The sequence below is a fragment of the Microbacterium sp. genome (assembly GCF_032084865.1).
Taxonomy (GTDB): domain Bacteria; phylum Actinomycetota; class Actinomycetes; order Actinomycetales; family Microbacteriaceae; genus Microbacterium.
In genome coordinates this window covers 1-8,192 of the sequence record NZ_DAMDLU010000034.1, presented here as the reverse complement: position 1 = coordinate 8,192, position 8,192 = coordinate 1, and the positions used below count along the sequence as shown (strand labels likewise).

Sequence of the window (8,192 nt, the reverse complement as noted above, 5' to 3'; positions counted from 1 at the left end):
GCCCAGCCGACGGCGTGGGGGCGGGGATGCTCGTGCTCGGTGGTCCCGAATGGTCGCTTTCCTTCGAGAGAGGCAGCCATCTGGGCCCAGCGGACGAGTGAGGGCGGGGATGGTCGAGCTCGTGCGCGGAGTCGATGGCCGGCTCTCTCTTTTGCTGGCTGGGCCCGTACGGTCGCCTCCTCTCGGGTGAGGCGACCATCCGGGCCCAGCGGATGCCGGAGGGCGGCCCGATCAGCGGTGCAGGGAGAACTCCAGGGTCGTGCCCGCCGTGCCGGTGGTGTCGATCGTGAGCCGGATGCCGTCGCCGCGGCGGGCCAACCTGACGCGGTCCGCGTCGTCGCCCTTGACCCTCGTCGCGCGGCTTCCGGCGACGTCGATCACGAGAGTTGCGCCGCTCTGCGTCGGGTCGCTGACCGACATCCGCGTCATGCCCGGCGTGATGCGCGCGATCACGCAGGCCGCACGGTCGGAGGTGAGCGCACCGGCGCTGCCGGCCGCCCAGAAGGCGGCGGCGGTGACGTGCGTCGACAGCTGAATCGCCTGCGCGACGCCGTCGTTGCGGATCACCTGGAAGCGCCGAGCGCGCGCGGCGGCGGCGGTGGCATCGGCATCCGCTCCGGGATGCACGGCATATGCGTACCCGCCGCTCGCCTCGGCGCCCACGCCGTGGGACAGGCTCAGCGTTCCGTACCGGCGGCGCTGCAGCACATCGGTGCCGGCGGCGGCGTTGGTGCTGTTGCGCCGCCAGGTGCCCTCGCGCTCCTCGATCCCGGCCACGAGATCGGCGGGGCCGTCGAGAAGCACATAGCCGCCGACGCCCTCCAGGTGCGCCCACCGCGCCGCTGCGACCGTCTGCCGGGCCGTCACCGCCGTGCCGTCGACGAGCAGCCGGCGCGCGGAGGTGCCGAGGTTGCGATGCTCGATGATCGTGCGGACCTCGCCGTCGCTGCGCGTGGAGATGTCCGCGCCCAGGGCGATGTAGGCATCCGGAAGCGTGACCCACATCTTGCGCGCCACCAAGCCCGTCCCTCCGGGAGCGACGAGATGCATGGCGGCGAGGGCGGTGTCTTCGAAGGTGACCCCGCCCGTCCACTCGTTGTCGGGCGTGCGCTCGCCCCACTCGCCCTCGGGGTTGCGCGGCAGCGGGGTCAGATCGACCGTGGTGCCGGGAGGTGCCGCCAGATCGGAGGTCGACCAGAATTCGTCGTCGAAGTGGTCTTCGTCGCCGCGCAGGTACAGGTACGTCATACCCTGGCTCGTCTTCACCCCTTCGAAGTTCTCGGCTTCGGTGCCCTCGTGCCAGGCGATCCGGTTCGAGCACATCGCCACGGCCAGAGCCCAGGAGGCATCCGCTGAGCGGTGCACCAGCCTGTCCATCGCGGGGAAGAGGTGCGGTCCGGTGGGGTCGGCGACGGTCGATGCATCCGAGTTCAGCAGCTCCGTGACCAGCGAGAGACGCACGATGCTGGTCGTCGAGGTGATGTTCGCCGCTGAGTTGCTCTCGATCCACTGCCGGCACAGACCGCGCCAGCGCGCCGCGGTCTCGGGGTCGGCGGACTGGGCGAGGCGCAGGGTGTGCTCGATCAGGTCGTTGCCGTTGTTGATGCTGCGCTCGGCATAGCGGGCCACGGCGCGCCCGCGCACGGCATCCATCATCTGACCGCGGAACATGAGCGGCGCGAAGGATCCTTCGACGAACCCGCTGACGTTGGCCCGGCTGGGATCGGTGACGTCGAACGAGGTTCCGGCGAGCAGGGCGAAGAGCTTGGCCAGCCCGCCCAGCAGCACCAGCCCGTAGGTGCCGGTGTAGCCGATCGTGGAGTGCTGCACGAACGAGCCGTCGCGGAAGAACCCGTTACCCCCGGTGACGTACTGCCAGGTGTCGCTCAGCGCGGCGACCGCGGCGCGCAGCAGATCGGGGTCGGGCTGAGCGATGGCGCGCACGATGATCGCCTGGCAGATGTCGACACGGTTCGCGCCGTCCGACTTCTGCGGCCCTGACGGGTGCTGCTGCATGCTCGGGTCGCGGCCGGGGAGGAAATGGTCGATCGATGCGCAGTACGCGTCGATCGCTGTCTGGTCGAGCTCGTCGTGCAGCAGGGCCATGGTGTTCGCCAGCGGCTGTGCGGCGCCGATGTTCCACGACCACCAGTTGCCCCACCACTGCGTCTCGGGATTGTAGGCGCGCTCGTGCATGTGGGCGAGGCCGCGCAGCGCCGCGTCGAGCACGACCGCCGAGCCCTCGTGCTTCGAGCCCGGTGTCGACCACGACACGGCCAGGTTCTGGATGCCCGAGTAGTTCATGCGCATCGCGTTGGAGTTGGCGATCTCGGTGGCACCCACCGACCAGTCCTGGTCGGAGAAGTAGCGGGTGGCCGTGGGGCTCACCTTCGCGAGCAGAGCATCCGTGCCCCGATCCATTCGAGCGATCGCCGCGGCGAACGTCGCGGGAGATCCGGTGATGACGCTGCGTCCGGTCAGCGTCTCGATCCAGCGAGCGCGAAGGGCTTCGATCTCTGGCACGCCGACAGCGAGCGGCCGTGCCGCCGCGGTGGCCGACAGGGGACGGGCGGCATCCATGAGCAGTGCCGACGCCACGGCGACGCCGCCGAGCTGCAAGAGGGTGCGACGGGTGGGGCTGAACATGCGAACTCCTTCGGTCCTTGGCAGCGACCCTAGGAGCGCGCAAGGGGAGGATTCAATGTGGACTCCGCGTCTGCGCGCGCCCGCTGGGCCCGAATGGTCGCCTCCTGGCGGATGAGGCCGCCATTCGGGCCCAGCGGGCAGCCGAGGGCGCGGGGCTGCTTGTGCTCGGTGGGCCCGTATGGTCGCCTCATCTCGGGCGAAGCCGCCATTTGGGCCCAGCGAAGGGCATGGAGCGGTGGGTATGACGCGCGAGCGGCGGCTCAGATCAGCGGCAGCGCGTCGTCGTAGGCCGAGCGCGAGAGCGCAGGCTGGTCGCCGAACACGCGGGTGATGCCCGGCTCGCTGCGCCAGGCAGGCCAGCCGGGATCGACGTCGCGGATGAATGAGACCGCCGCAGCGTGCATCTCGTCGGCAAGGCGCTGGGGAGGATGCTCGCCGGCGATGCGGGCCACGTGCGGGTCGTCGAGACAGTCGAACCAGAACGGCACGTCGAGGCAGTGGTACGACCACCCGTTCGTCGGCGACGTCCAGGCGAAACGGTACGCCCAGGTGCGGGCATCCCGTCTGGTCTCGGCGATCCGCACGACGAGTGAGCGGAAGACGCGATCGGTGACGAAACGACCCAGCGCGGCGCCCGCACGGCGTCGCGTGCGGTTCGCCCGACGCCAGCCGCGGCGCAGCGTGTGGGTCTTCTCGACGATCAGCAGCGCGAGCGGCACGGGCACCCAGCGCAGGATGCGCGGGGCGTGGTCGAACACCATCGTGAACTCGTCGTCGGTCGCGCCGAGCAGCAGGGGCTTGTCGGCGCCGACGCCCGCGGCGTACGAGTCGACGGTCGGGCGGGTGATCAGCTCGCCGTCGATCACCGGCCCCCAGGGCAGCCCGTCGGTGAGCGTCGCGGTCGTCGCGGAGAGGCCGGTCTTGCCGAGCAGGGATGCCTCGTACTGGCGCCGCGTGAGCTCGCGCTCCTTCACGCTGCGGAACCCGTCGAGCGTCGGGTCGCAGCCGACCATCGACGCGAGGCGCTCGCTGCGCTTCCTCGCGCGGTCACGGGGCAGGTCGCCGAGGGCACCGCTGATCGAGATGCCCGCGCGGAAGAGGTGCTGCGCGTCGGGCATCCCGAGCAGCGTGAGCACCGCCCCGCCGCCGGCCGACTGTCCCGCGACCGTCACGCGCGACGGGTCGCCACCGAAGGCTGCGATGCTGCGCTGCACCCATTCGAGCGCGGCGAGCCAGTCGCGCACCCCGCGGTTGTCGGGCGCGCCGTCGATCACCCCGAAGCCGTCGAAGCCCAAGCGATACGAGATCACGACCACGACGATCCCGTCGCGCACGAAGGCGCGGCCGTCGTACCAGGGACTCGCCGAGGACCCCGACGAGTAGCCGCCGCCGTGGATCCACACCAGCACGGGGCGGGCTCCGCTGGTGGACGCGGTGAAGACATTGAGATTCAGGGTCGCCGCGCCGGGGATGCTCGGCTCGGGGATGATCGCGTTCGGCTCCTCGCGGCGCTGCGGCGTCGGGCCGTACCTGGTCGCGTCGAGCGGTTCGGTCCACGGCGCCACCGGCTGCGGCGGCTGGAAGCGTCGGCGACCGGTGGGCGGTGCGGCGTACGGGATGCCGAGAAACGCGAGCGATCCGTCCGGGCGCAGGATGCCGCGCACCGGCCCCTCGTCCGTCTGCGCGACCTCTGTCTGCGACTCGTCCTCCACGGCATCAGCGTATCCACCATCGCCGCGTCTTCCCGGGGGTGCGGGGTCAGTTCGGTACGGAATCCGGCTGCGGGACGTACGTTTCTGACCCCGCACCGCCGTTTGGCACTTGACGGGCGATTCCCGGGATGGAGAACGCCGGTGTGCGGGTGTGCTCACCGGCGTTTTCCATCCCCGCGGGGCGCCGCCCGCCGCGGGCGAGGTGTCAGGTCGCGTACTCGTCCGCCACCGTCAAGGCCTCGTCGATCGCCGACAGCCCGCGCGCCAGCTCGTCGTCGGTGATCACGAGCGGCGGGGCGATGTGCGTGCGGTTGAAGTGCACGAAAGGCCAGACGCCGGCCTTCTTCGCGGCGGCGGCGAACGCGCCCATGGGGGCAGCATCCGCTCCCGACGCGTTGAACGGCACGAGCGGCTCGCGGGTCTCGCGGTCGCGAACCAGCTCGACGGCCCAGAACAGTCCGCGCCCGCGCACCTCGCCCACACTCGGATGCGTGTCGAGCCACGACCGCACCGTCGGCTCGACGATGCGCTCACCGAGGTCGCGCACCCGCTCGAGGATCCCGTCGCGCGCGAACACCTCGAAGGTCGCCACACCGGCGGCGCACGCCAGCGGATGCCCCGAATAGGTGAGTCCCCCGCCGAACGGCGTGGTGTCGAAGTGCGCGGCGATCCGGTCTGAGATGACCACACCGCCCAGGGGCACGTACCCCGAGTTCACGCCCTTCGCGAAGGTGATCAGGTCGGGATGCCCGCCGTACGCCTGGAACCCGAACCATTCGCCCATGCGGCCGAAGCCGACCATCACCTCGTCGGCGATGTACACGATGCCGTGCCGGTCGCACAGCTCGCGCACGCCCTGCAGGTATCCGGGTGGCGGCACGAGCACACCGTTCGTGCCGACCACCGATTCGATGATGATCGCCGCGATGGTCGACGGCCCCTCGAGCAGGATCGTCTGCTCGAGGTGCGCCAGCGCCCGCTCGGTCTCCTGCTCCGCCGCCTCGGAGTGGAACGGCGAGCGGTACAGGTACGGCCCGAAGAAGCGCACGGCTCCGGTGTCGCTGACATCGTTGGCCCAGCGGCGCGGGTCGCCGGTGAGCGAGATCGCCGTCGACGTCGACCCGTGATAGCTGCGGTACATCGAGAGCACCTTGCGCCGCCCTGTCGACTGGCGCGCGAGGCGCACCGCGTACTCGTTCGCCTCGGCTCCGCCGTTGGTGAAGAACACCTTCTCGAGGCCATCCGGAGCAACGCCCGCGATCAGCCGGGCGAGCTCGCCGCGCACGTCGTTCGCGACCGACGGCTGAATGGTCGCCAGCCGCCCCGCCTGCTGCTGGATCGCGGCGACCAGATCCGGATGCTGGTGACCGAGGTTCAGGTTGACCAGCTGGCTCGAGAAGTCGAGATACTCGTTGCCGGCGTAGTCCCAGAACGTCGATCCCGCGCCGCCGGCGACCGGCACCGGGTCGATGAGCGCCTGCGCGCTCCACGAGTGGAAGACGTGCGCGCGGTCGTCGGCGCGCACCTGCGCCTCGGCCTCGGCATCCGGCAGCGGGTGGGTGGTTGTGTGGCGGTCGGTGTACTGGCTCATGATCCTCTCCCTCAGTGGTTGCTCGGGAAGCCGAGGTCGACCTGCGCCGGGGTGTGGTCGGGCCAGCGTGTGGTCACGACCTTCGAGCGCGTGTAGAAGCTGATCGACTCCGGGCCGTAGATGTGCGAGTCGCCGAACAGCGAGTCCTTCCAGCCGCCGAACGAGAACGCCCCGACCGGCACGGGGATCGGCACGTTGACGCCGACCATGCCGACCTCGATGTCGAATTCGAACTGGCGGGCGGTACCGCCGTCGCGGGTGAAGATCGCCGTGCCGTTGCCGAATGCGTTCGCGTTGATCAGCTCGACCGCCTCGACGTAGCTGTCGACGCGCACGACCGAGAGCACCGGACCGAAGATCTCGTCTTCGTACACCTTCATCCCCGGGCGCACGTTGTCGAGCAGGGTCACACCGGTGAAGAACCCGTCGCCGTCGAACTGCTTCTGCGTGCCGTCGACGACGACGGTGGCGCCCTCGGCCGCCGCGCCCTCGACGTACGAGACGACCTTGTCGCGGTGCTCGCGGGTGATCAGCGGTCCCATCTCACTCGATGCGTCGGTGCCGTCGCCGATGCGCAGGTCGGCGATGCGGGTGCGGATGCCCTCGATCAGGTCATCGGCGATGTCGCCGACGGCGACCAGCACCGAGACGGCCATGCAGCGCTCGCCGGCCGAGCCGTAGGCGGCCGAGATGGCTGCCGCTGCTGCGCCCTCGAGGTCGGCGTCGGGCATGACGACCATGTGGTTCTTCGCGCCCCCGAGCGCCTGCACGCGCTTGCCGTTGGCCGCGGCGCGCTCGTAGATCGACTTCGCGATCGGGGTGGAGCCGACGAAGCTGATGGCGCCGACGTCGGTCGAGTCGAGGAGCGTGTCGACGGCCACCTTGTCGCCGTTGACGACATTGAGCACGCCGTCGGGCAGGCCGGCCTCCTGGAACGCCTTGGCGATCCAGATCGCCGCAGACGGGTCCTTCTCGCTGGGCTTGAGCACCACGCTGTTGCCGCACGCGATCGCCGAGGCGACCATCCACAGCGGAACCATCACCGGGAAGTTGAACGGCGTGATGCAGGCGACGACGCCGACGGGCTGCTTGACGGAGTGCACGTCGACGCCGCGCGAGACCTGCTCGGCGCGCTCGCCCTTGAGGTGGTGCAGCAGACCGGCGGCGAACTCGACGTTCTCGATGCCGCGCGACACCTCCCCGGCCGCATCCGAGAGCACCTTGCCGTGCTCGCTGGTGACGATCGCAGCGAGCTCGTCGGTGCGCTCGGCGAGGATCTGCCGCAGCCGGAAGAACACGTCGGCGCGCTTGATAAGGCTGGATGCGCGCCACGCGGGCTGCGCGGCCTTGGCCGACGCGATCGCCGACTCGACCTCCTGCGCGCTGGCGGCGGCGACCTGGCGGTGCGCCTCGCCGGTGGCGGGGTTGTAGACCGGCAGGGTGCGGTCGGTGGCGCCGGTCTCGGCGCCGTCGATGTAGTGACGGATCGTGGTCACGGGGTTCTCCTCGTTGAGACGGGCGCGTTCGCACAGACTGTCCGGAAGGACGATCCGGCTCGCTTCTCATCAAAGCAGCGGGCAGGATGGATGCGTGGCCGCAGACCGTCCGAAAGATGATCGCATCCGGACAGAACGTCCGGATGGTGTCGCGCTGCCGCGGGTGCGTGACGTGCTCGATGCCGGAGTGCTGAGCCGGGGTGACCCGCAGGTGCTCGTCGGCGGCGCCGCGCTCGATGCCCGGGTGCGCTGGGTGCACGTGTCGGACAGCGACGAAGTCGCGGGTCTGCTCGATGGCGGTGAGCTGCTGCTGACGACGGCGGCAGGGTGGAGCGGAACGGATGCCGCGCTGCGCTCCGTCACCGCGCGCCTGGCCGGCGCCGGGGTGGCGGGTGTCGTGCTCGAGCTCGGCACGAGGTTCCCGGTCGCGCCGCCCGCACTGATCGCGGCATGCCGCGCGCACGGTCTCGCTCTGATCGCGCTGGAGCGCGTGGTCAAGTTCTTGGCGGTCACCGAGGCGGTGCACCGACGCATCATCGCGGGACAGTGGGAGGCGCTGCAGGAGCGGCAGCGCCTGCACGAGCTGTTCACCGGCCTGACGCTGCGCGGAGCCCCGGCCGACACCGTCGTGCACGCTGCCGCGCGGACGCTGGGTGCGCCGGTCGTGCTCGAGACGCTGAGCCGCGAGGTGGTCACCGCCGAGCTGTGGGGGGAGGCTGCGAGCGAGGCGCTCGATCACTGGCCGGC

The 8,192-nt window shown here is 70.6% G+C and carries 5 protein-coding genes; 1 reads left to right on the top strand and 4 read right to left on the bottom strand.

What is annotated here, in order from left to right; genetic code table 11:
- Window positions 1–231: 231 nt before the first annotated feature.
- From RT309_RS05515 to RT309_RS05500, 4 genes are all read right to left on the bottom strand, one after another.
- Window positions 232–2,646 (bottom strand): polysaccharide lyase 8 family protein, encoded by a 2,415-nt coding sequence (locus tag RT309_RS05515; RefSeq protein ID WP_313355880.1) that lies wholly within the window; start codon window positions 2,644–2,646, stop codon window positions 232–234.
- A 260-nt stretch (window positions 2,647–2,906) separates the two neighbouring features.
- Window positions 2,907–4,358, bottom strand: coding sequence for a carboxylesterase family protein (locus RT309_RS05510; RefSeq protein ID WP_313355879.1), 1,452 nt, complete (start codon window positions 4,356–4,358; stop codon window positions 2,907–2,909).
- Between the two features lie 205 nt (window positions 4,359–4,563).
- Window positions 4,564–5,949 (bottom strand): aspartate aminotransferase family protein, encoded by a 1,386-nt coding sequence (locus tag RT309_RS05505; protein ID WP_313355878.1) that lies wholly within the window; start codon window positions 5,947–5,949, stop codon window positions 4,564–4,566.
- 11 nt (window positions 5,950–5,960) lie between these two features.
- Entirely contained in the window at window positions 5,961–7,445 is a 1,485-nt protein-coding gene (locus RT309_RS05500) for a CoA-acylating methylmalonate-semialdehyde dehydrogenase (RefSeq protein WP_313355877.1), read from the bottom strand.
- 94 nt (window positions 7,446–7,539) lie between these two features.
- On the opposite strand from RT309_RS05500, the gene RT309_RS05495 reads away from it, so the two are divergent.
- The coding region (locus RT309_RS05495; protein WP_313355876.1) for a PucR family transcriptional regulator ligand-binding domain-containing protein at window positions 7,540–8,192 on the top strand (653 nt) is incomplete at its 3' end.